The 25,025-nt window shown below is 49.5% G+C and carries 13 protein-coding genes; 9 read left to right on the top strand and 4 right to left on the bottom strand.

The genetic code is table 11. From position 1 onward, the window contains the following. Positions 1-266: 266 nt before the first annotated feature. Both ushA and ybaK read left to right on the top strand, forming a co-directional pair. Positions 267-1,961 (top strand): bifunctional UDP-sugar hydrolase/5'-nucleotidase UshA, encoded by a 1,695-nt coding sequence (gene ushA / locus VRK_RS10640; protein WP_059121347.1) that lies wholly within the window; start codon positions 267-269, stop codon positions 1,959-1,961. Positions 1,962-2,070: 109 nt separating this feature from the next. Further along, the gene (ybaK, locus tag VRK_RS10635) at positions 2,071-2,559 is read left to right on the top strand and encodes a Cys-tRNA(Pro) deacylase (protein ID WP_059121346.1); all 489 of its coding nucleotides are present in this window, start codon (positions 2,071-2,073) and stop codon (positions 2,557-2,559) included. Between the two features lie 111 nt (positions 2,560-2,670). On the opposite strand, the gene VRK_RS10630 is transcribed toward ybaK, so the two are convergent. Beyond that, the gene (locus VRK_RS10630) at positions 2,671-3,912 is read right to left on the bottom strand and encodes a uracil-xanthine permease family protein (protein ID WP_059121345.1); all 1,242 of its coding nucleotides are present in this window, start codon (positions 3,910-3,912) and stop codon (positions 2,671-2,673) included. A 188-nt stretch (positions 3,913-4,100) separates the two neighbouring features. Between VRK_RS10630 and VRK_RS10625 the strand changes: the two genes are divergently transcribed. Further along, a complete protein-coding gene (locus VRK_RS10625) occupies positions 4,101-5,399 on the top strand; it encodes a DUF2066 domain-containing protein (protein ID WP_157371900.1) in 1,299 nt (432 codons plus the stop codon). 54 nt (positions 5,400-5,453) lie between these two features. On the opposite strand, the gene wrbA is transcribed toward VRK_RS10625, so the two are convergent. Genes wrbA through VRK_RS10610 form a run of 3 tightly spaced genes read right to left on the bottom strand, consistent with a single transcriptional unit; the run spans position 5,454 to position 7,864 of the window. Beyond that, complete coding sequence (gene wrbA, locus VRK_RS10620) at positions 5,454-6,038, bottom strand: NAD(P)H:quinone oxidoreductase (RefSeq protein ID WP_059121343.1); 585 nt, start codon at positions 6,036-6,038, stop codon at positions 5,454-5,456. Next, the gene (arsC, locus tag VRK_RS10615) at positions 6,035-6,385 is read right to left on the bottom strand and encodes an arsenate reductase (glutaredoxin) (protein WP_059121342.1); all 351 of its coding nucleotides are present in this window, start codon (positions 6,383-6,385) and stop codon (positions 6,035-6,037) included. The genes wrbA and arsC overlap by 4 nt, the downstream gene beginning before the upstream one ends. Before the next feature lie 18 nt (positions 6,386-6,403). Next, entirely contained in the window at positions 6,404-7,864 is a 1,461-nt protein-coding gene (locus VRK_RS10610; protein WP_443083422.1) for a beta-barrel assembly-enhancing protease, read from the bottom strand. A 436-nt stretch (positions 7,865-8,300) separates the two neighbouring features. Here VRK_RS10610 and VRK_RS10605 point away from each other — a divergent pair, with 436 nt between their 5' ends. From VRK_RS10605 to VRK_RS10580, 6 genes are all read left to right on the top strand, one after another. Beyond that, positions 8,301-9,380 (top strand): AI-2E family transporter, encoded by a 1,080-nt coding sequence (locus VRK_RS10605; protein WP_059121341.1) that lies wholly within the window; start codon positions 8,301-8,303, stop codon positions 9,378-9,380. Positions 9,381-9,506: 126 nt separating this feature from the next. Next, complete coding sequence (locus tag VRK_RS10600; RefSeq protein ID WP_059121340.1) at positions 9,507-11,378, top strand: methyl-accepting chemotaxis protein; 1,872 nt, start codon at positions 9,507-9,509, stop codon at positions 11,376-11,378. Positions 11,379-11,845: 467 nt separating this feature from the next. Beyond that, complete coding sequence (locus tag VRK_RS10595) at positions 11,846-12,253, top strand: hypothetical protein (RefSeq protein WP_059121339.1); 408 nt, start codon at positions 11,846-11,848, stop codon at positions 12,251-12,253. Between the two features lie 139 nt (positions 12,254-12,392). Continuing rightward, positions 12,393-13,586: a glycine-rich domain-containing protein gene (locus VRK_RS10590; protein WP_059121338.1), complete on the top strand. Its 1,194-nt coding sequence runs from the start codon at positions 12,393-12,395 to the stop codon at positions 13,584-13,586. A 281-nt stretch (positions 13,587-13,867) separates the two neighbouring features. After that, a complete protein-coding gene (locus VRK_RS10585; RefSeq protein ID WP_059121337.1) occupies positions 13,868-15,466 on the top strand; it encodes a lipase family protein in 1,599 nt (532 codons plus the stop codon). Positions 15,467-15,471: 5 nt separating this feature from the next. Beyond that, complete coding sequence (locus VRK_RS10580) at positions 15,472-24,987, top strand: DUF6603 domain-containing protein (RefSeq protein ID WP_059121336.1); 9,516 nt, start codon at positions 15,472-15,474, stop codon at positions 24,985-24,987. Positions 24,988-25,025 lie beyond the last annotated feature (38 nt).

The following is a 25,025-nucleotide window of genomic DNA, read 5'->3' as shown; positions in this document are numbered from 1 at the left end:
GCATCAAAACCATCGTATTGTGCGATGGTTTTTTTATGTCTGCCGGGTTCCTGAATACAGGCCTGACCTTCAGGTAATCTGGTGCGAGCTCTCGTGAACGACTATCTGACGTGCGATCACATCATCAAATATTTGTGACCTTAAGTTCATAATTTTATAGTATTGTTAGTCGGTTAATGTATAGGGTTAACTTATATTCAGGTCTCTTGAGGTGGCTTGAATAGCAACGGACAATCATGTCAGGGACCAAGATTGGCAGGAATATTATGCGATTATCACTTATTTCAACGCAATGGTTTTCAAATCAGTGGCGTTACTCGAAAACCGTTCTCACCGCGTTGCTACTGGTGTTTTTATGGGGATGTACCACAACCCCTGAAAAACAGTGGCATCCGGATGAAACTTACCATCTGACGGTACTTCACACCAATGATCATCATGGGCGGTTCTGGAAGAACAAATATGATGAATATGGCATGTCTGCCCGCAAAACGCTGGTTGATCACATTCGTCAGGAAGTCGCCGCTGAAGGCGGGAGCGTACTGCTATTTTCTGGCGGGGATATCAACACAGGTGTACCGGAATCAGATTTGCAGGATGCCGAACCGGATTTTAAAGGGATGAATATCATCGGATACGATGCAATGGCGGTGGGGAACCACGAATTTGATAATCCATTGACTGTGTTATTCAAACAGCGCCAATGGGCGAATTTCCCGATGCTCTCGGCCAATATCTATGACAAAACCACCGGCGAACGACTGTTCCGCCCGTACAAAATTTTTGATGAGCAGGGGATTCGTATCGCGGTGATTGGTTTGACTACAGAAGATACCGCGAAAATCGGTAATCCGGAATATATCGGCAATGTTGAATTCAGAGACCCGAAGGTTGAAGCGAAGAAATTGATTGCGGAACTGAAAAAAACAGAACAGCCGGATTTGATTTTTGCTGTGACGCATATGGGGCATTACGTCAACGGTCAACACGGTATTAATGCACCGGGCGACGTGGCTCTCGCTCGTTATCTGGAGCCGGGATCACTGGATATGATAGTTGGTGGTCATTCTCAGGAGCCGGTTTGTATGGAAGCACCGAACGTTGCGGATACGCATTTTCAACCGGGGGATGATTGTCAGCCGGATATGCAGAACGGAACGTATATTGTTCAGGCTCATGAGTGGGGCAAATATGTGGGGCGGGCAGACTATGAGTTCCGCAATGGGCAGTTGAAGATGATCAGTTATCAACTGATACCGGTCAATCTCAAGAAAACAGTGACGCTCAAAGGCAAAAAGCAGCGCGTATTGGTCGATGAACAGATACCGGAAGATCCTGCGTTACTGAAGTTTTTGACACCTTATGAAGAGAAAGGCAAGGCTAAATTAGAGCAAAAAATTGCGACGGTAAAAGGACGTCTGGAAGGTGACAGAAATGTGGTGCGTTTCCGGCAAACCAATCTGGGACGTTTAATTGCAATGGCACATAAGGATAAAGTTAAGGCTGACTTTGCTGTGATGAATTCCGGTGGGGTTCGGGATTCAATTGAATCAGGGGATGTCACGTATAAAGATGTCCTGAAAGTGCAACCTTTTGCCAATATTCTCACCTATGTCGATATGTCAGGAACTGAAGTGATCGAATACCTGAATCAGGTGGCGACCAAACCAGTTGATTCGGGTGCCTACGCACAGTTTGCCGGTCTTTCCATGACGGTCAGTGCTGCCGGAGTTTCTGACGTAAAAATTGGTGGAAAACCGATTCAGATGACACAAACCTATCGGTTTACTATTCCAAGTTTTAATGCTGCCGGTGGTGATGGTTATCCAAAACTCACGGAGCATGCTGGCTTTGTGAATACTGGATTTGTTGATGCTGATGTTTTAAAAGAGTATTTACAGGCTCATAGCCCTGTTGATGCTTCTCTATATCAACCTCAAGGTGAAATTACCTATCAATAAAAAGCATTTGACTCGGACTCCCGAGTGATTTTTACTTGAGGCGGCAAAATTGCCGCCTTTTTCATTGCAGAAGGTGGTTCATTGCTTGATTGATAAAAAGGACTGACGTATGACTCCTGCGATTCGTTTGGCAAAAAAAAAGAAAATTTCTCATACCATCCATCAGTATGAACATGACCCGAATCATACCAGCTTCGGGCTGGAAGCGGCTGAAGTGCTCGGGCAGGATCCGAAGAAGGTATTTAAAACATTACTGTTCGCGCTGAACGGAGAACCTAAAGCGCTGGCCGTCGCGATTATTCCGGTTGATCAAAAGCTGAATTTAAAACTGGCGGCAAAAGCGGCCGGAGTAAAAAAAGCGGAAATGGCCAATCCTGACATTGCACAGAAAATTACCGGTTATGTGGTCGGTGGTATCAGTCCTCTGGGACAGAAGAAAATGTTGCCGACATTTATTCACGCCAGCGCTGAGAACCAAGAAACAATTTGTGTCAGTGCGGGCAAGAGAGGTCTGGAAATTGAATTAGCCCCCCGGGATCTGGCAGCGCTGACACGGGCAACATTTTTACCATTATGTTTAGACAGTGAATGTGTTTAGGTTATGAATCGGATTGGGCCGGAACATCAATAAGCTCCAAACATTTGCACAGCAGATAAAAAATCCCGGGAACGTCAAACTCCCGGGATTTTTTATCGATGCTGCTGGGGATTAGTCTTCAATCTGAGCATTGTCAACGACATGGTTTTCGCCCAAATCGTCTGGCAAGATTAGATTTAATAAGATAGCGACGACACCACAGAGACTGATTCCCTGCAAGCTGAATTCACCGATACCGAAAGCCATACCGCCAATGCCAAATACCAAAGTCACTGCGACAATCACCAGATTTCTCGATTTGTGCAGATCAACATGATTCTTGATCAGAGTATTTAAACCGACCGAAGCAATGGAGCCGAATAGCAAAATCATAATCCCACCCATGACCGGTACGGGAATGGTTTGGAGCAAAGCACCAAGTTTGCCGACCAGCGCTAAAACGATGGCTGTCACAGCCGCCCAAGTCATAATCACCGGGTTGAATGCTTTGGTGAGCATAACCGCGCCAGTGACTTCACTATAGGTTGTATTCGGTGGTGCCCCAACCATTGCCGCTGCGATGGTTGCAATGCCGTCTCCGGCAATCGTACGGTGCAGTCCCGGCTTTTCTAGGTAATTTTTTCCAGTAACATTTGAGATAGAAAGAATATCTCCCACATGTTCGACGGCCGGAGCAATGGCAACCGGAATCATAAACAGAATGGCATTAATGTTAAATTCAGGCATGGTGAAGTGAGGGAGAGAAAACCAAGCGGCATTTTCAACTGCTTCAAAACTGACCACATCAAAAATCAGGCTCAGTGTATAACCGGCAATAATGCCACCGAAAATCGGCAGCAGTTTAAACATTCCGCGCGCAAAGACACTAATGAGAATTGTCGTAAACAAAGAAATACATGAAATCCAGAGAGCAACCTGTCCTTCGATTAACTGAACGGAACCGTCACCGGTTTTTCCCAGTGCCATATTAACGGCTGTCGGAGCGAGACCTAGGCCAATCACCATAATGATCGGGCCGATGACAACCGGTGGTAGAAGTTTATGGATAAAATCAGCGCCATTGATTTTGATTAATCCACCGAGTATCACATAGACGGCTCCGGCAGCCATCAGGCCACCCATTGTGGCAGGGATACCCCATGCTTGAACGCCGTAGAGGATGGGTGCAATGAAAGCGAAAGAAGAGGCGAGGAAAATAGGGACGGAGCGGCGGGTGACAAGTTGAAAAAGAAGGGTTCCGACACCGGCACCAAAGAGAGCGACGTTTGGATCGAGTCCCGTTAGCAGCGGAACCAGTACCAGCGCGCCAAATGCAACAAAGAGCATCTGCACGCCTAATATGGCATTTTTCATGTTTTTTCCCTGATTAAGACAAATTTTGAGGATTCTATCACTTATTGAAACGTTTGCCATGTTTCAAAGATGCTATTTTTTGCAAGGGAGGAGATCAGGAATATTTGCCATTGTGGCAGGGTTTTCTTGCCGGGAAACCAATAGTTGCTTATGATCGGAACACGATTGTTGATGTATTTTGGATTACTATGCGAAATTTCGCTTGTCTGATTTTGTTATGCCTGACTTTTTCCGGTTATGCGGCAACTCAGGTCAATATTTATCGTTCGGAAGTCGTGCTTGATCAGGAACAAGGTGAAGATCAGGCTCGAATTCAGGGCATGGAGAATGTGATTATTCGGGCGACCGGGGAACAAGACGCTGTTGATAACCCAGTGGTGAAGAAAGCATTGTCTCAGAATCGTCTTTATTTATCTCAGATTAGCTATGGCCAGAAAGATGACCAAAAGATAGTCAAAATGCAGTTTAGTGCCAAGCAGATACGGACACTGCTGACTCAGGCGCAACTCCCTTTCTGGCCGGAAAAACGGGCGACGATTCTAGTCTGGTACGTTGAAGAACAGAACTTTCAGCGCAATATCGCATGGGAAAATGTCGCGAATGCTAATGTTCAGCAATTGAAACAACTGGCTGAAAAACGGGGATTGCCTCTTATCGTCCCTGTTGGTGATTTTGACGATATTACCAGTATTGAAGCTTCGGATATCTGGGGAGAGTTTCTTCAGCCGATTCGTGATGCGAGTGAGCGTTACCATCCGGATGCAATTTTGATTATTCGGGCTCAGTCGGACACGCTCAACTGGAAACTCTACGATCAAACGCCGGAAAAACTGTTAGATATTTCTGTTCCACCAATGGGTGGGAGCCTGAGCGGTGACGACGAACTCGCACAGTTGATTGATGAATTGACGCAATACTATGCCAAGAAAAATCGCGTGATTGTTGCCGGGCAATCGTCTCATTCGATGATTCTTAATGTGAAACATTTAAGCCGCGCCGTCCATTTTTTCAAGCTGGAACAGGCGCTCAACCAGCTAAGCTCTGTAGCAAGTGTCGATATCATCCAGATTCAAGGGGATGAGGTGACATTTCGGGTTCATTTGTTAACCACTCAGGAAGCGTTTGAACAGGAGCTTGCCTCACTCAATCTGATTGAACGACTGCCTGAAGCCGGTGGGGCTGCGGATTTAAAGGAACAACCCGCTGAGCATTCTCAAGTGGAGCAATCCACGTCACCCGAAGAGACAGCCGTTGACGGAACACTGACTGACCAACCGTTGTCCGAAGAGGATTCGACAGAAAAGAAGTCCGTGAATGATGTTGATTCTCAGACGATGACTAGTCCGCCAGCAGAGACTGCTCAATCTACATTGCTATATCAGTGGCGTGAGCCCTCGGTTTCTGAGCGAGCAAACGACGATGATTCTCAAACCGGCGCTTCACAAGATATTTCGTCCCAGAGTCAGCTTCCTCAAGAGATGCCGTAACAAAAGAAACATAAAAAAGGGCCATTCAGGCCCTTTTTTATGTTTTCCGGTTGTTTATAGATTCGCAGCGGAAGGATTAAGTCTCATTGACAATGATGCAAGGCGCTGACCAAGTCGTTGCGCCAGTGTTTTTTCCTCTGCGCTCAATTGACCGGATACCGTGGCAAGGTGACTGGCACCGTACGGTGTGCCTCCGCTTTGAGTCGTATGCAGTGCCGGTTCACTGTAGGGGATGCCGACAATGAGCATCCCATGATGAAGTAAGGGCAATTGCATACTTTGCAGTGTCGCTTCCTGGCCACCGTGTAACGATGATGACGACGTAAAGACACATGCTGGCTTATCTATCAGCGCACCACTGATCCATAGTGGTGTGGTTGCGTCCCAAAAGTGCTTGAGTGGCGCCGCCATATTACCGAACCAGACCGGACTTCCCATTGCCAAACCATTACAATCTTTTAATTCATCACATGTCAGATAAGGATCCGATGGCGGTTCTGCTGAAGGTGGAATGTCCGGGACGGTTCTCAGTAATGCTTCACAGCCAGCAATCGCGTTGATACCTCGTGCGATTTGTCTCGCCAGAGCCAGAGTGGAACCGTGGCGGCTGTAATAGAGCACAATAATTCGATGGCTCATAGAATATCAAGTACCTGCTCGGGGGGGCGGCCGTGACGAGCTTTGCCATTGGCAACGACGATCGGGCGCTCAATGAGTTTCGGATGTTCGATCATTGCTTGAAACAAATCATCGTCACTGAGTGATTCGCGGGCTAAATCTAATTCTTTATAAATACTTTCTTTGGTTCTCATCATATCTCTGACGCTGTGAACACCGAGTTGTGAGTAAAGTGTTTTTAGGAGCGACGGTGTGATCTCGGTTTCCAGATATTTGATCACCTGAGGCTGAATCCCTTTATTTTCCAATAGGGCAAGCGTTTCTCTACTTTTTGAGCACTTGGGGTTGTGGTAAATGACGACTGACATAATGACTCCTTCAACTGATTATTTTTGTAAAGCGAGGAATTGTTCCCGCTGAGTGATGAGTTGGTCGATTCTTGCATCGTAGCGGGCTTGTTCCAAACTGCCTAACTTGGCGAGTTGGCTGGCCCGGGTATAATACTGGATCGCCTGATCCCAGTCTGCTTTCAGCGCAAACAGTTCAGCGCGTGCTGCATATTCTTCCTGTTGATTTCCCATATGATTATTGGCTTGTGAGAGTATAGACCAGCCATTCGAATCATCTGGGTGATTGTGGGTATAGCGTTGCAGCACTTGAACCGCCTGTTGATATTGTTTGGCTGACATGAGTGCATTGGCATAGTTGATGGTCAGAACCGAGTTATGCGGTGACTGTTTCAGTGCCTGTGCGAGTAATTGAATAGCTTGCTTGGGTTTATCTTGCCCAATATAGATATCGGATGCGGCATCCAGATAGAAGTTATTTTGTGGATCAGTTTTGAGCAGACGTTCCAGAAGAGGAGCCGCTTTATCGTACTGTTTATTGTCCAGATAGACCAGTGCGGTGCCGTAATCACAGGCTGCTTGAATAATCGGGTCGTTCTTTTTCCGTTGACGTTGTAACCAATCCAGTGCCGCTTTGTCATCGATACCGGCATAGCGCACCACAACTCTGACCCGGGCTAACTGATAATCTTTGGCATAGGGGAGATTTACGTGCTTATAGTGTTGCGCTCTGGCCCGGCTATCGGTGATCCGGCTATCCGGTAATGGGTGAGTCAACAACATGGCTGGTGGATGGCTGGAATATTGGTATTCTTCGGACAACTTGCCAAAAAATCGTGGCATTGCGTAGGGATCAAATCCCGATTTTGCCAATGTTTCTATGCCAAAACGATCGGCTTCTTTTTCATTGGCCCGAGTATAGTTAATTTGTCCCTGAACGGAACCGGCGGTCGTGGCTGTGATTGCGGCAATCCCAGCTTCCGGGGCGGCAATAGCTAATAAAAGCGAACCGGCAAGGGCTGCCAGTGTTGCAGGAGAACGTTTTGCTTCGGCTTCCATACTTCTGGCCAGATGGCGCTGGGTGATATGGGCAATTTCATGCGCCATGACTGAGGCCAGTTCACTTTCTGTCCGGGTGTGTAAAAATAGCCCTGAATGCAGCGCAACGTGACCGCCGAAGAAGGCAAACGCATTGATTTCACGATTGCGGATCAGAAAGAAAGTAAACGGGGTTTTCACATCATTGGCATGTGAAACCAAGCGGTGCCCCAGTGTATTAATATATTCATTTAATACCGGGTCATTGATAATGGGTTGTCTGCTACGGAGAATTCGCATGTAAGCGTCTCCATATTGTTCTTCCTGATCAATACTCAGTGTTGCGCCAGCGACCGTACCGATATCAGGAAGATCATTGGTATCAGCCGATACAGATGCAGACAACAACATCGATACAGACAGGCATGAACAGAGTAAACTTCGGATTGGTAGGCTCATCATATTAATACTATTTTTCCTTTGCAGTCCTGACTATAAGACCTTTTCTTCCGTTATTGGTTTCCCCGACTTACCGACATAGGCAGCAGACTGATTTTTGCGATCTGTTTTCCTATTTTACGGTATGATTAACGGTGGCATACGTTGTAAAACACTATACAATAACAGTCCTATAGTAAGCATCAAGTGAAAGCATGAAACGCTATTTCCCCCCGATTGACACACATAGTGCGGCTTTATCTTCTTTGTTTTATGGTTCAACATCAATGCCAGAAAGCAATGTTTCAGAGATGAGGCAGGCTTTCTTATGCCTGACAATATCTGTAAAAAAACAGCTTAGAATATTTTCAGACCACATCGGTCTGTGTGCATATATCCACGGAATGTAAGTAATTCGATGATTACGCTCAACTTAAAGTGATAAAAGGACGTCAATTACATGTTCGATATGTTGAATCGGTGGTACAAACGGCGCTTTTCTGACCCTCATGCCGTTAGCCTTTTTGCGATGTTATTTTTCGGGTTTCTGATTATTTATTTTATGGGGCATTTAATTGCTCCGCTTCTGGTTGCAATTGTTTTGGCTTATCTGCTGGAGTGGCCAATCATCCAAATGGTCCGGCTGGGTATACCAAGAACATTGAGTGTGATTCTGGTCATTGCTGTGTTCGTCAGTTTGATGTTGGTTGCCGTATTTGTGTTGATTCCAACAATTTGGAATCAAGTCAGTAACCTGATTAATGATATTCCGGGCATGTATAGTCAGTTACAACACCTGATCAATACCGTGCCTGAGAAATACCCAGAGTTGGCTGATCTGGCGATTGTTGAACCGATGATGGACAACATTAAGAATCAGGCACTGCATTTTGGTGAAAGTGTTGTCAAAGGGTCGCTGGCTTCTCTGGTGAGTATTGCTACATTGGCAGTGTACCTGATATTGGTTCCGTTGCTGATTTTCTTTCTCCTGAAAGATAAAGGAGAGATGCTCAAAACGGCCAGTAATATCATGCCCAGAAACCGGAAACTGGTGACCAAAGTATGGCTCGAAATGAATGAACAAATTTCGAACTATATCCGTGGTAAAGTGTTGGAAATACTGATTGTTGGTGGTGTGAGCTACATTGCGTTCGCTATTCTGGATTTACGGTATTCTGTGCTACTTGCTGTGGCTGTCGGTTTTTCTGTGCTTATCCCCTATATTGGTGCGGCTGCCGTGACGATTCCGGTTGCGATTGTCGGTGTTTTTCAATGGGGATTTACGCCACCATTTTATTGGCTATTGGTCGTTTACGGCATTATTCAGACGCTTGACGGTAATGTGCTCGTCCCGGTTTTGTTTTCTGAGGCAGTCAACCTTCATCCGGTTGCCATTATTGTTGCTGTGCTGGTTTTTGGCGGAATGTGGGGATTCTTAGGCGTGTTTTTTGCCATTCCTCTGGCGACTTTAGTGAAAGCAGTTTGGCATGCTTTACCCTCTGGTGAGGTTGAGGATGAACCTTCGCAGACTGCATCATAAAATTCGGTATTTATACAGATAATCATTCATAATGAAAGAGACTATTTTCTTATATGTTTAATATTTGTTTTCACATTTGTCGCGTTGATAAGTGTGGTTTTTATTATGGTGTCAGAGAGGTTTGCTATGAGGTTTAGCCAAAAGATAGTAGCAGCGTCATCGCTACTTTTGATCGTGACGATCTTGTTGTTGTCCTTGCAACAATTAAGAACGGTTAAAAGTAGTTTTGAGTCCTTGGTTTACAGTAGTTTGCAAGAGTTAGTCTCAGGTGTGAAGAACAGCATCACGACTGATATGCAAGCGAAAGAAGCGATGGCCCATTCGATGACTGAAATTATTCAATTGGATCCCAACAATCGGGATTACGTCAAGAATGTGTTAGAAACACCCACGCTTAAATCAGATTTTGTGGCTGTCGGGTTAGGGTATACAGATGATGGTGCGGTGATAGAAAACGATGATAACTGGGAACCAACCCCGGATTATGATCCGAGAAAACGACCTTGGTACATTGATGTTAAAAACCAAGGGAAAATGATCGTCACCGAACCCTATATTGACTTTACGACGAAGAAAATCATTATTTCTATCGCGACACCTGTTTATAAAAATGGTCAGTGGGTTGGGGGGATGTATTATGATCTGGACCTTTCTGGCCTCTCTAACGTTGTGAACTCTGTGAACCTTTTCGATGCCGGTCACCTGTTTATCGTGACGGAGAAAGGGGAAACGATTGCACACCCCAATCGGGAGTATAATGGTAAGAAATTTACCGAGTATCTACCCGGTGCTCAGTTGAAAACCGGTATGCAGCGTGTGGATATTGATGGTAAACATTACCTGATTAACTTCACCGAAGTGCCAAGTGAACACTGGTATGTTGGTGCTGTGATTGATGAATCTATCGCTTTTAGTACACTCTCTTCATTAAGAAACAGCTCTATTCTATATACGCTGGCTGGCGTGATTATCAGCTTGATCTTGCTATCCCTGCTCATTAAACGGCTGATTCGTCCGCTCAGTATACTCAATACTGCGATTGATGATATCGCTTCCGGTGAGGGAGATCTCACCAAACGACTGGCAACGGATTTGGATCAGGAATTTGCGACGTTAGCGGTTGGGTTCAACCAGTTTACCGAAAAACTACAGCATCAAATCAGTCAGTCGAAAGAAATTAGTCGCGATATTCTGGACGGCATCAAAACCATTGCAACTCATTCGAGGCACTCAGCCGAAGGGATGCAATCCCAAATGCTGGAAGTGGATCAGCTTGCAACAGCGATGAATGAGATGGCAGCGACGGCATCTGAAGTCGCTCATAATGCGCAAAATGCAGCGACAGCAGCAAAAGAAGCGGATGATGCGTCGAATGAAGGGGCTGAGGTTGTGAGCTATACCACTCAGTCAATTAATGAGCTCTCGGCAAGAATTGATCAAGCGGTTGAAGAAGTCACACAATTAGAGTCAGCGACTGCGAATATCGAAACGATTCTGGAAGTAATTAATGAGATTGCGGATCAAACCAATCTGTTGGCATTGAATGCTGCGATTGAGGCGGCCAGAGCGGGAGAATCCGGACGTGGCTTTGCTGTTGTTGCCGACGAAGTGAGAACTCTGGCGCAGAGAACGCAAAAATCAACAACAGAAATTCGAACCATGATTGAGCAGTTGCAATCCGGTGCGTCTTCTGTGTCTGCTGCGATGGGCGAGAGTAAAGGGAAAGCGGCTGAAGCCGTTGAGAAATCTCATATTGCCAATCAGGCACTTCAGCGCATCAGTCAAGCCATTCAACAGATCAGCGATATGAATATTCAGATTGCTTCGGCAGCGGAAGAACAGAGTCTGGTCGCTGAAGAAATCAACAATAACATGGTGAAAATTAAAGATATCAGTGGTGACGTTGCAGACTCTGCCAAGGGGGCAAGTCAGGCAACTGAGTTACAGGTTGAGAAAGTCCATCAACAGGAAAAACTGTTGAATCAGTTTATTGTTTGATCTGTGATTGAATGATTCTGAGAAGTGAATGCCAGCCGTCAGGCTGGCATTTTTACAAGGGATTCAGGTCAGATAATCCAATATGACCTGATGGTGATCTTTAGTTTTAAACTTATCAAAGATGTGCTCGATAACACCAATCATGACCTTGCCTTAGTCCTTCGAACAATATCAATCCCCATACGGTAGCTGCACCGGATGCCATTGGCGAATTTTTCTATTCAATATGAATTCTTATAATTTACAGTTAGTTTAATTGACTATTTAATCTATTAAATAAATTTATTCAAAAATGACTAACGCATACTTGCAATATAAGTGTAATTGCCTAATATTTAACCATCGGATTACAATAAATTTACATTAATTTAAATATTAGTGAACTTTAAATATTAGTGATCCATGGTTATTTATGTTTAGTAATATGCCTTATGTATTTTTAGACCAGCTGAAATGAGGAAGCTCTCATGTCATATACATTAACTGAGACCAGTGATGTGATGAAAATTAAAGAGCAAGAATATAGCAGTGCCGGTAAAGTGCAGTTTACGGCATTCACTTCTTGCATCGGCATTCTTGCCAAGAAAAAGGATAAGTCTGAAGTTATCGGGATCCATCTGGTGATGATGTCTAAAGATGAAGAATGGTTTGATAAGACGGCGGCACAAACTGTAAAAAACTGTTTAACAACTGAAAATTATGATAGTAGCGATGTGTTACTCATCGGCTGCCTGAGCCTGTGGGAGAGCGATGACCGAACCAAAGCAGGCTATGCTGAACTCAAAAAATTGATCCAACCGACTCACGAATACCAATTAGCAGATGGGATCTATGGTGGTGAAATTGAGAGCGGTAAGGTTGAATTAACTTATTAAACTGGCTTTATCAAGAATACTGTTCAACACGGTGAATGATAATTCATCGTTACTCATGGAAAATATTAATCATAAATAATCTATGTTTTATGTGAATTATTTGCTGTTGATTGAAATGAAATAATATCAGGAACGTATTATGCAATTATCAAAACAACAGCAAATGGATTTTGATGCCAATAATCGACGCTTTGGTTTTACTGCTGAAAGTTTGTCTCAATTACCGGCACACACACCTCAAAAGATTACATTTTCTAAAGATCCTCAAGTCTCGTCCGTCCCTCCGAAAATGATTACTGTTGCCAACCTCGCTGAGCTGAAAGCGCTTGTCTCATTACCGAAGACAGACGATGACTCACATCTGAATTATCCTCCGGCACTTGATCTTGCTGAAGTGAAAACGGGGCTGACCGCCGCTCACAGGCAGCAATTGAGAGCTGCGTTGCATTGTGGTGTTGCAGGGGAAACGGCCAAAGTCGCAGACAGTGATCTGGCGTTACTTCAGGAGTATGAATTCCCGATGACACTGGCCGCCTTTGCCATGACAGACCATACGGTTAAAAGCGGTGAAATCCTTGAGTTGGGCAATGGTACCACCACCAATTTTGGCACCCTCACTATCGAAGCTGGCGGACAAGTGAAATCATCCGGGCAGGCTTACCTAAACTGCCAGAACCTAAACCAGCAAGGATCGCAACCCAGCGGTTCGTACACGATTAATCTGTCGATGCCGACACTGAACCCAGCAAAAGCCGCCAACGGGAAAGCGGGCAATGATGGCCATCAGGGTCAGCAGGGTAGCCCGGGGGCCAAATGTGCCAGCCACTGCAAAACTGCCCCGGGTAATGGGGGGAAAGGGGGCAATGGCGGGAATGGTGCTCCCGGTGACAACGGTACGCACGGAGCCCATGGCCCGATTTTGTACTGCATGATTAACAGTGCGTCCGGCAATATCAGCATCCATTCCGGTGCACAGGAAGGTCAGGCCGGTGGTAATGGAGGGGCCGGTGGTAATGGTGGCAAAGGCGGTGAGGCGGGTCATAATCCGGGCCCTTGCCCGGATGCCAAAAGCGGTTCTGAAGGCGATGGCGGTAGTGGCGGCGCGGGTGGTAACGGTGGCAATGGTGGCAATGGGGCGCAGATCTATTTTTATTACGATAAGAGCCAACCTAAACCTTCAATTGAGCCAACCTATAGTACCACCAATGGTGGCGAGCAAGGCAGCGGTGGGGCGCCAGGAAAAGGCCATACATCCGGGGATCCCGGTAAAGGCGGCGCACCGGGTAAACCCGGTGCGCCCGGGGTGATCAAAGCGATTCCCAGCAATAACTAACCGATTCCCAGCAATAACTACTAACTGAGAGTGTGCCTTGGAGTGGTGTGCCAACCGTACTGTGTGAGGTTGAGGCACACTGCACCGTGATTTTCCTCTCACGCTTTTACTGATAGGTGTTATCAGCCCCTTTCCGGGTCGGCTGCCCGTACTGAATAACCGTACCGAATAAAAAGTACGAATAAAGCTGTACTGGACGAACAGCCATATCACACCTGTCTGACCTCAGGCTGTTGCTGACTATTCCGGCAACAGAACGCCTTGCATCGAAGGAGGCAGGCATGAGTACAAAACAGCAGTCATACGAACAAATCATGGTTCAACTGGCGGGTGTTACGGTTGAATCCGGCTTAAGTACCGTTCCCAGTTTACCGGCAACTTGGAAGACGCTCACCACCAAAACTGTGTTTACCTCTTCTTTAGGTAAGATTCAGGTACTACTTGCCTTTGGCAATGTAGGAGACGAGGTGGTCGCTTGTTTGTCCATTGGGGTGCCGTGGTCTCATATGTTAGGGATGTACACGGCTGGATTTGAGCCTGAGGCGAAAGATGGTTTGCCTGAGGCGGTGGCAGGTTCAGCCCCTGAAGATGCAGTCATTTTTTCAATGTACACCTCAGCCTATGTCTGGCTGCGGCCGGTGGTCTGGCAGTTATTAACATCTTTAGAAAATACCGGAGCGGCCGGCAAACCTTTCTATATCACCGGCATGGGATTGGGTGGGCCTTTAGCGCAGATTGTGGCGCTGGATTTCCGGCCGGAACACAAGGGCCCGGATCAACAGCTGCTCCCTTGGAGCACCCAACCAACCAGTTATGTGTTCAGCACGGGGAACTTTGCCAACAGCACATTTGCCACCTATTACAACCAGACTGTCACGGGGGCATATAATTTCCGGGCCGGTTCGCTGGTTCTGACCGTCGATCCTTTTCCTGACCGGCCCGTGACTGATGTGCCCACCTCTTTGCCGGCAGCGGAGACATTCTCCCCACTTGGTGAGGTGGTATATGTTCCGGCCTCAGTCCCTAAGCCGTATGACACTCCCTGGCAAGTTCGGGATACGAATTTTTATCTGGCAGCGTTGGGCGGCTCGCCGCAAACCTTCCCGGCAACCGCTACCGTGATCCCGAATCCGCCCGCTGGATTTAGTCAGACTCTGGCTTTTAATCTGGGCGGGTTAGTCGCCCAGTTGTATCGGCAGGCACAGAACCCGGATAACCCAAACCCACCGGGCCTGATTTATTCATTTGATCTGGGTGAATCGCCTTATATTGCAGCGGTTTTTGAAACCAGCAATACGCTGATGCTGGCTTTCAGAGGCAGTCTGACCTATCAGGAATTCTTGATGATGGATGCGTACAGCACCACTGCCACCACCCCTTACAGCGACATCATTACCGCTGGGGTTCATGAGGTTCTTTACACCCCACCAAGTAAAGGTGAAGCATCTCTGGTGTCGAAAATTAAGACTTATCTTCAGACACTGTTATCGGACAAAACAAGGGCAGAGAAGTCACTGTATCTCATCGGACACGGTTTTGGCGGGGCGCTGGCAAATGCGATGGCCGCCGATATTGCCTTCAATCCTTCGTCTGAGAATACATCATCGTTGACTGTGGCTAAGCTCTATACGTTCGGTGCCAGTTATTTTGCCAGTGTCAATCTGGCGAACAAGTTCCAGCAAAAATTTGGTGCGGTCAGTTATCAGGTTCTCCGGCCCGGAGATGATGTCGCAACTGCCTTGCAGGATCAGCCCTACTGGAACCCGGTAGAGAACACCGTGGCGCTGTTAGGGAATCTGGACACACATGACAACACCCAACATTCACTGAGTCGCTATTTGTTGTTGCTTGATCCGAGCCGACCCCAACCTAAGAGTTGAAGCATATGAACCAGATAAATCCTGTCAATCGGGCATTCGAACCGCAGACTGCTCCGGTGAGTTTTTCTGGCATTGATCCGATTTTATCCAGTTTGGGGGTGCTAGTTGGCCTCTTAGAAAGTCAGGGGGAGGAGCGCTTTACGCTGGTGCCGGAATGGTTTACCGATCCCTACACCCAAACCAAAGCCGGAATCGTCAATCATCCTGAAGAATTCAATGCCTTGTTTGAGGCCCTGCTGGGCGAGATTGGCGGCAATGCATTCGGTATTCCCATTCAGAATCCGGCGTTGTTGGGGAACTGGTATCCGATTCGGTATGAAAAAGCGGGACAGGATGTACAGACGGGCGTTAATGTCGTGTTATATCAGGTAGGGAGTGCTACCGTTTTTGCTCTGGGCGTCTATCATGACTGGTCTTTCGGCACGCCCGCGACTTTACAGGCAGCCGTCTGGGGTGTCATGCCGTTTGTTGCGATTGACCCGAAGGCGGATGACCCAATCAAAATCACCTTTGTGACACCGGGATTTCCGATTGTGGCCGGCGCGTCCGTGACCGGAGCCGATCCAGACAAGCCTATGATTGATATCAATGATATTCAGTTCAATGGTGTCAAAATCAATCTCAATACCGATTTTGCGGTGCCTGATCCCTTCTCTCTGGGGGTTGAAATTGTTGGTTTACAACTGGCGGGAGAAACGACACCCAGCAATCGCTCGCTGGCGGATTTAGAAGCCATCACAGCTGAACAGATTATGGACACGGTGGCGAGTCTGTTTGTCGGTGGACTGAGTGAGGTGTTCCCGAATGCGAAAGACAATATCGCCTACTTCCCGCCACTGTTTGGTTTAAGCGGACGTGTTCCGGACGTTGAAGGCGCACCGCAGGCCACGATTCCGCTTTTAAAATGGTATGACTTATTGAGCGCAGCCCGGCAGGGACAGGCCGGACAGCTTTTCTTAGACTGGTTTAATGCTATTGCCTCAGACCATGAGGTGTTAAAAACCTGGCTCTCCTGTTTTTCCGGATTTTTATTCAACCGGCCTCAGGTGACCGGATCAGGGACACGCACCGATCCTTTCCGGATCACGGCACTGGAAATTGACAGCATCGGCACCTTGCAATGCACTCTGGGGACAGACGTCACCGGACAGAGCGCGCGCGCGTTGTATTTTGGGATCGATTTCTCCGGAACGCCGATTCCCTTGCAAGGTGCCGACATGGCATTTGTCCTGCAAGCCAGAGCGGAATTGGTCAACCTGCAACTGACCGGGCCTGCCCCCGGCCTGTCTGACGCAATTCAGATAACAGCGCAGTTCTGCCTGCAAAATACTACGCTGGCCTCACCATTGGTGACGTTTGAGTCCAATGACATCGCGTACAGCATTGGCACGTTGCAAGGCGGGGTGACGCTGAGCATATCCGGTCAGATGATGCCTTGGTTTGAACTGAATCAAGTGATTATCGGAGAGACCCACTACGACACCCTGAACTTGTTATCGCCCGGCCAGCTTGCTAATGCCGGGGCTGCAGCTCTGAGCACCGGGCTTCAATCTTTACTGAATTTCGGTACCGATAATCAGGCTCTGTCAGATAGTCTGGCCACAATGATTGGTCTGAACCCGCCGGTTGCGTTGGCTTCACAATGGCCCGAACAACTTACCCCACCTTTTTCACCTGCCGGAATGGCGGACGCTCTGGCCGATCCGATCGGTGCCTGGGCCGATTATTACAGCCATGTGCTGACCTATCAGCCGCTGATTGACGGCAAGCAGGCATTTACCTACATCGTGCAGTCACTGGCAACATTGCTGAAATCGGCAACGGACACGACTGGTGTCACCGTTACGGGGACAGGCACTTCAAGTGACCCATGGCAAGCGGGGATTTCGGTTTCCGATTTGGCTTTGCCTGCGTATCTAACCGGATACTATGACGACGCGGCGAGGGCGCTGACACTCGGTGCCTCACTTGCTCCGGAAATCAAGATTAACAGCACCGTGATTGTTGCTGCATTAGAGATAGATGCCGTGACCATCCGGTTCGGCACCGGGCAGGATTCTATCGGGACAGTCGCAAACTGGTTTGCCGGGGCAACGGCCAGACTGTCATTACCGGACGGGCTGGAAACCCCCGCCGTCGGCGGGATGCAAGTCAAGGTGGATTCGGCCCAACTGTCTGCGTGCTGGCAGCAGTCCGGTGGCTGGTCTTGGTCGATGTGCATTCACGGACCGGCGCTGGTGGTAGACGGACAGGTTACCGCCCTTGGCAGTGATTTAAATTTCAGTGATCAGTCTTCTCTACAGGATTTAGTGACGCAAAGCCAGCAAACATTCGGCCCATTTTTCATCAGTGCACTAGGTGCCATGTTGATGCGGTCGCAGTCTGAAACGGGTTTATGGTTCGCCGGTACGTTTGGTTTGGTCACGGATTTGTCGGCCTCCCCCGTCTTTCCGACCAGTGGCCTGACTTGGTCCGGTTTTGAACCCTATCCTTTCCACAGCTTTGATACCCCCTGGCCGGATCTGAATCAGCAGCTTGAACAACTCCTGAGTACGGATGAAAAAAGCCGGAGTACTCTGGGGTTACTGGCTTGGGCCATGACCGATCAGCCCGCGGCACCTGCGATTGCCGGACAAGGTACGTTTACCGAACCGTGGCAAACCCCGATTGGCGAGTCGGCGTTTTATCTGCCCGTCTGGTCTGATCGGACGCAGCATTTACTTGGGGCGGGTCTCGGGCGGCAACAGACATTTCAACTCATCGGCACGGGTGAAAGCAAGGTCGATTTTGCGCTGGATATCCGGCTCAACCTGTTTGAGTATTCGATGGCGACCCGGCATCTGTCCTCTCTGGACAGTTTGCCCTCTTTAATATGTGTCGGCACTTTGTCTCGACCCGACGGCAAGCTGGTTGATCTCGGCAGTGTCGGTTCCGCCGGGGCGGTGCAGTTGGGCTTTTCGCTCCGAATTGTCAGTAGCACGCTGGTATTTGAGCCAGTGGTGTCCTTCACGGATATCACTCTGGGGGAGAGCCCCCCGCAGGACACCGTTACGCTGCAAATGTTGATGAACGGAGAGCTTGCCTTAAACTTAGAGTCGGCTTTTCTTGCACTCCTCAACGGTGCCATTCAGGAAGCGGTGCAACTGACCAGTGTGACGGACAACACGCAGTTCCAAACCCTGTATCGCTTGCTGACCTTACTCGGCCTGACTTTAACCCGAGACACCGAACAGGCGGCCTACGGCATCAATGCCAGTGGCTGGCAAGGCCTGCTGGCCGATCCGACCGGGTATATGCAGGACAATCTGAACCGGCTGCTGACCGAACCGGCCAGTCGCAGCGAACTATTTGATTTTATCCAAAGTGTGACCGGGGTGACGTTGCCGACGTTGCCCGTACCTGCGTACCAGTTCCTGTCCGCGTTACAGATTTGCGGATCGGCGGCTCAGGGATACCCTCTCAATCCGCAGGCACTGCTGGAAATCGCCAGCAACCCGGTTCGGGGACTTTCGTCAAGATTTGAAGCCCTGTTTACTGATGTCGATGCCGTCACGACGCTGGCGGCCCAGATTTCAAGCAATATCACGCCTCAAACCTATGGCAAGTTCACGTTCAGCACCACCGCAAACGGTTTGGTCAGTTTGACCGTGATGCCGGAGCAAGCATTTGACATTGCCGGATTGCTGCAACTCGATGGCGGGCTGACCTTCAACCTCAGTGATCAGACCCTTGTCCTGACGGTGAATGCGGCCGTGCCTAAGCTTGGTCTGACGCTGGTCACCCGACTGCAATTGCGGATGGCGCAGGGGCAGTTGCAAACCCCGGATCTGTCGATTCAGCTTGTCTGGGGGAATGGCCTAACACCTGCGGCTGAGCCACTGGTGCTGTATCCCTTTGTGTCGGATATGTTTGTCGATCAGGTCGCTCATCTGGCCCCGGCTTATACACTCAACCTTTTGCTCAATGCTGTTTTTGAAGATGAATTACTCGACCAATACGAAGTGATTCAGAAGCTGTTCACCGGGCTTGGTCTGGCAAAAAATGAGGATGGGCTCTGGCAAATGCCGTCCTTGATGGGATTGTTGACTGACCCGCTGGGCTGGTTGCTCTCGGATGAAGTGCTTGGGGACAACGGGCAATTCAGCACCGCTAAACTGGTGGCATTGCTTGGCGACCTGCCTGCTTTGTCTTATCAGGGCATACAGCTCACACCGGTACCGGATTCGGGCGCTACCCTCAGTGGATTACCGTTTGACTTCAAGGTGCAGGTGTCCGGACAGGATCAACGAACGACCTTGAATATTGGCGTTGATCAGATTGAGATTGTGGACCATCTGGCAGCACTGAAAAACTTACAATTGTGCCTCACGCTTGATCAGCAGTATCAACCCGCGTTTTCCGGTGGACTGGATCTGGAGGCGACGATTGCAGCGTTGGACCATGGCTTCTTCACTCGGATTGCGTTTGACAAAACATTCGCGTTGCAACTGTCTCAGGGTACGCCGGAACAACCCACCGGACTCGGTGTGCAGTTTTTGCCATTCCTTGGTTGGGGCACGCTGGCAACACAGGCACTGGCGACCGGGGCTGTCGTTGTGATTCAGGAGGTGATCCCCAAACTGATTGCGCAGATGAAGTCGAAATATGCCGCAGACACCGGTGCCGGTCAGTTCTTCAGGGCGATGGAAACCTTTGCCCAGCAAACGGATGTCTCAACGCTGGTGGACCATTTAGTACAGGACTTTACTACCGCAGTAACCGAAGGTCAGAGTCAGGCCGATTTGCTCAATACCTTAGAGGTGACGGCGTTTGACTGGGTCTCTGAACGATTCTCCGAATCCGGTGCACCACATACCGCGCAGGCAATTGTGGCGTTGCTGTCGCTGGTGTTGCCGGAAGATGCGATTGAAGCAGTGGATGGACAAATCCAGTACATCCCAAGCGAGACTCTGCCGCTCAAGCTCCTGTTCGGGTATGACTCCTCGAATGCGATTGGCGTGTGGGCCGGATTTGACCTGCCGGACGTGCCTTTGCTGAAAATGCAGGTTGCCCCGACCGGGGTGGCCTACAGCCTGACTGACCAGACACTTACAGCATCTTTTGGGCTGGAGATGATCGCACCGATTGAAACTCTCAACGGCCCGGGACTGAGCCTGAGTTATACACATAACCAGTTTGAGTTTCGGTTTGATCCACTGGCCGATCCGGAAAAACCGGGGGAAGCCTCTGCTTTGTCCGTGACCTTACTGCCAGCGTTTTTTGGCGGTGGGGACGATGTCGGCGACAAAGTCACGGCTTGGCTGATGGATGTGATCAAAGATGTGCTGCCCAGATATGTCTCGCTCTTGACTCTCAATCAGGAGACCGTGAAATCATGGCTGGAAACGCCTTTCAGCTCAGGCACAGAGATCACGCCGGTGCTGTTACTCACCGCCACCCAAGTGGTGGCAGAACAATCGGATTTGTATGTGCTCCGATCGTTTGATGAGCTGACGCAGATCACCGCTCAGAGTTTCTTCGGCGGTTTGCTGTTTACTCTGTTGGAAAAACCCTGGACTCTGCTCGAATTCGGTCAGAATGGCAAACTTATCCTCGGTCCGAAAACCGATGTGGACGGCTATTACGGTCTGCTATTACAGGCACCGGATCTCACGCTCAAAGCGGTGCCTAATCTGGTCTTCCAGCTTGGTGCCGAGAATACCGACTGGATCACGCAGAGTAGCCGTGGCACTCCTGCGTTCGGGGATAAAGGGATTGGGCTGTATGTACCGGTCAGCCATAGCGGGGATGATTTCTCCGTCGCTTTCGAACAGTTTAATCTGGTGCTCAACAATGTCGGCTTTGACATTGTTGGTCAAAATGCACAGCCGATTGTGGATCTGAGCCGGTTTAAATTAGGTCAGATTGAACCGCGCGCCTTGTTTGCGATGCAGTTCCAAGGTTCGTCTTCCATTGACATGACTTTCGGTGTCGGCCTGACCTTGGATGAAATGGGCATCTCACTGGCCCCGACACTCATTTCAGAAGGCGGTGGCAATAACCCGATTGCTAAAAATGTGCTGGGTTCGGGCGAAAAGCAAAGCGCGTCTGCGGAGACCGACACCAGTACCACGGATCCGCGGTTTTCTGTGGACATCGGCTATCTCGACAAGCTGTGGGTCAATCTACGCAGCCCGATGGGCAACGGTCATGATGTGATTATTCCGGTGCAGCGCAGTTTTGGTCCGCTTTATATTGACAATGTCGGCATCGGCTGGGAAGGCGAGAACACGCCGCCGTTACTTGATTTTCTCAGCTCCGGCAGTTTCGAAATCTCCGGTCTGACGGCGGCAATGCAAGGGTTGCGCGTCGGAGTGCCGGTGACACATCCGACGGACTGGAACCAATACACCATCGATTTGGATGGCTTTGCCATTGACTATACCGGTGGTGTGACCATTGATGCCGGATTCCTGAAAGAAGAAACCGATGGCATCGTCAGTTACACCGGGGTCGGGATTGTGTCATCCGGCAAGTTTTCACTTGGGGCGTTAGGTTCCTACGCCCAAATTCAGATCGATGGGCAAGAAGCCACCTCAATGTTTATCTTTGGGGTGCTCAATGCGCCTTTGGGCGGTGTGCCCGCCTTCTTCATTGAGGGTATCGCGGCTGGCTTTGCCTACAATCGGTCGCTGGAGATCCCCAGTATTGAAGAGGTCGCGAACTTCCCGCTGGTCAAAGGTGTGGCTGATGGTTCCTTCACGGAAGGGGAAGACCCGATGGCTGCCCTGACGCAACTGAATCAAGTGGTGACACCTCAGGTGGGGCAGTATTGGTTTGCCGCAGGGCTGAAGTTTTCTTCTTTCAAACTCATTGATACCACGGCGTTGCTCTTTTTAAGTTTCGGCAAGGACTTTGAATTCAATCTGTTGGGCGTGTCGGTCGCTACGTTACCGCCGAAGGCCAAGCCGAATTTGGCGCTGGCATATATGGAGCTGGCCTTAAAAGTTACGATCAATCCCAATGCGGGCTACGTGAGTGCGGAAGCGCAGCTCACACCGAATTCTTATGTTCTGGCGCAAGGCGTGAAAGTTACCGGTGGGTTTGCCTTCTACCTATGGTTTAAAGACGTCACGCTGGCGGATGGTACCTTGATTCCGGCCGGTGATTTTGTGTTAACGCTGGGCGGGTATCACCCGGCGTTTCAAAAACCCGTGTATTATCCGGATGTACCGCGGCTGGGTATTCAGTGGAAGCTGGATTTCTCGGTCGGCAAAGTGTCGATCACCGGGGGCGCTTACTTCGCAATTTGCCCGACTGCAATTATGTCCGGCGGCTATTTAACTGTGGCATTTGATGCCGGGCCGCTTGTCGCCGGGCTGGACGCCTATGCCAACTTCTTACTTCAGTGGCAGCCTTTTTATTTTAATGTGGGAATTGGTGTCAGTGTATATGCCGGGTTTGAAACCTCGATTGCCGGCGTCTCTGTTCGTTTGGTTGCCAAGCTCGGCTGCCAGTTGAAACTACATGGGCCACCGGTGTTTGGGTCGGTTGATGTCGATTGGTATGTGATTCGTTTTTCGATCCCGATTGGCAATCAGGATAATCACCCCAGTACTCAGGTGCTGGATTGGGCGGCGTTTGAACAAGAGTTTCTGCCTTCAGGCAGCGGTGGGCAGACGACTGACGTAGTCACGTCGGCACGGCTGTCTGCAACGGCCGTCTCAGCGACCGCAACGCAGGAAGTGGTGAAGTGGACTGCTCAAAAAGGCTTGCAGCAAGACAGCAATACCACCCCTGATGCGAAGGGTGACGGTGCCTGGGTGATGAACCCGATTCCGTGGCAAATTACGGTGGAGTCTGCGATTCCGGTTAGTGAACTGACGGTAACACAGTCAGACACGACACTGAGCGGGAGTGTCGCAGTCGGTGTCCGGCCGATGGGGAAAGAGGATACGCTCTCCTCACCGATGACTGTCACCCTGACCGATTCATCCGGTACCGAGATCAACCTGAAAGAGCGAAACATTGCGCTGACCGGTGCCAACAACGGCGCTCCGGCGGCGTTATGGGCGCGTAGCGCACTGAATCTCAATGTTGCGCCGGATCCGAAGACGATGCTGATCGAAAACGTACTTTTTGGTCTGGTGCTCAATGCCAGTCAGTACATCTACGATACGGTAATCCCCACCTTCCCGCTAGAGAATCTGGCGTATGTCAGCGGTGACACCAAACGCCTGCCGTTTGCCTTTACGCCCAAGATCCCTGCGGCAGCTCTGTATCCGGAGAGCCGGCAGCAACAGGCGTTTACGGTGATCCGGGAAACCCTGATGGCGGCAGTTGTGGTCACGGCCAGAAATGACATCTATCAAGCTTTGCAAGCCTCAGGTATTGACGCGCCGCTCAGTCCCGGACTGAGTGTGATGGCGGCCTCGGTCAGTCAGATTTTGCAGGATTTTCCGGTGCTGGCGAAAATCGGCATCTATCAAAATAACGGGGTGCCTGAAGCGGGCAACCCCATTGCTGCTCAGACCCACCTTCAGTCTGCTGCGCCCGCCATCGCGACGATGTCAGTCACTGCGCCGACGGTGATCGCGCAATTGCAGGCTTATCAGGTGCCGGCCAAATCAGTGCGAGCCAGTCAGGCGCTGGCGACTCTCCGAAGTAAGTCGAAAGGTCACTGGCAGGTGTCCGGTGCCGGGGTTTCAGCCACCAGTGGTTTGAAAAGTCAGGGTTCAGCCACCGCGTCAGTTCATCGGTTGTATGAAGGTACTACGCTGGTGGTGAAAACCGATCCGGCGCAGTCCCTGCGGGTACATGCAACTGGCAATCTGGCGGTGCTGATCGCCAGCTTTGATACCTATGGTAGCCTGCTGGGATTTGATGTGTGTCCGGCAGCGGGAGACCACACGTTGCCGAAAGAGACCGCTCGGGTTGTGGTTCAGGGGGTTAGTGACGGATCTTTGTCGGATGAGGTCGGCTGGCAGGTGGGCTCGCAGTTGTCCAAAGTCTCCGGCAACTGGACGCTGGGGGACGGGTGTCTGGTTCGGGTGCAGAACAGTCGTCAGATTACCTCTGCAACCGGCAGCATCGGACATGTCAAAGTCAGCGATATGCTGGCAAACAACACGGTCTTGAGTATGGACCGTCAGTCGGTGAAAGGCTGGGTTCAGACTGTGTTTGATTCTGAGATTCGCGTTGTGGGCGTGTTATTGAAGGGTAAAGTCAGTGATGACGCCATTCAGGTCACGGTCGGGGCTGATGAAGTTCCGACTAAAAGTGGCGACAGCCAACCGCTCACCGTCAAAGACTATCATGGCAATACACTGTTCCTTTTCCGGGTGCCGGACACCGTTCGCGATTACTCGGGCACGCTCGTCCGCTGGGTGGATCAGCAGGCGGTTATGCTGGGCATGTATGGCCTGAATCAGGACGGGTTGCAACAAACACAGCAGTGCCCTCGCTTGGCGCTGAGTCAGGTTGGGATGGATGTGTATGTTGCAACTTTGCCGGAAACAACCATTCAATTCATACCGGGGTAACGGAAGATTATGACAAACAATGTGATTGACACTCCGGG

Origin of the sequence: Vibrio sp. MEBiC08052 (genome assembly GCF_001506075.1) — a bacterium.
Taxonomy (GTDB): Bacteria; Pseudomonadota; Gammaproteobacteria; order Enterobacterales; family Vibrionaceae; genus Vibrio.
This window is presented reverse-complemented; position numbering and strand designations above follow the sequence as displayed.